Genomic DNA, 669 nt, shown 5'->3' with positions numbered 1-669 from the left:
GGCAGTACTCTTTTTGAACATGCCTTGAATAGTGAGTCGTGAACCTTCACATATAACCCATCGTTTTTATAATAATATGGCGATAAAATAGTGATAGAGATTAGATAATAAATAATCGAATAAGGGAAAATTATGCAAGACAATCAATTAAGTAAAGAAGAAATCAGCCAATTGACCGAAGCTGACTGGAAAGAGCGTTTGAGTGCTGACGAGTATCATGTGATGCGTGAAAAGGGTACAGAGCGTCCATTTACAGGTGTTTATAACGATGCAACTGATGATGGTGTTTATCGCTGTAAAGGCTGCGGTGCCAGTTTGTTTGATTCAAGCAATAAGTTTGATGCGGGCTGCGGTTGGCCAAGTTTCGACCAAGGGGTTGATAACAGTGCGATAGACGAGCATGTTGACAACTCATTGGGTATGACTCGTACCGAAGTCACCTGTAGCAACTGCGGTGCACATTTGGGGCACGTATTCCCTGATGGTCCACGTGAGACGACAGGTATGCGCTATTGCATCAACTCAGTATCTATTGATTTGGATAAATCTGAGAAGTAAGTTCTTTATCTGATTTTAGAAGTGTGAGAGGGGAAGTACAGAGTGCTTCCTTTTAAATCGTTTCTAATATTCATGCAATAAAGAAAACAGCGTTATTGAAACAAATAATCA

1 protein-coding gene is annotated in these 669 nt (G+C 40.2%); it reads left to right on the top strand.

The genetic code is table 11. The annotated features are described in order from the left end of the window. The first annotated feature begins 132 nt into the window (after positions 1 to 132). Entirely contained in the window at positions 133 to 558 is a 426-nt protein-coding gene (gene msrB, locus ACS8FC_RS18040; protein WP_201598436.1) for a peptide-methionine (R)-S-oxide reductase MsrB, read from the top strand. The last annotated feature ends 111 nt before the right edge of the window (positions 559 to 669 follow it).

The sequence above is a fragment of the Psychrobacter sp. 1Y4 genome, from assembly GCF_051847555.1.
This window is presented reverse-complemented; position numbering and strand designations above follow the sequence as displayed.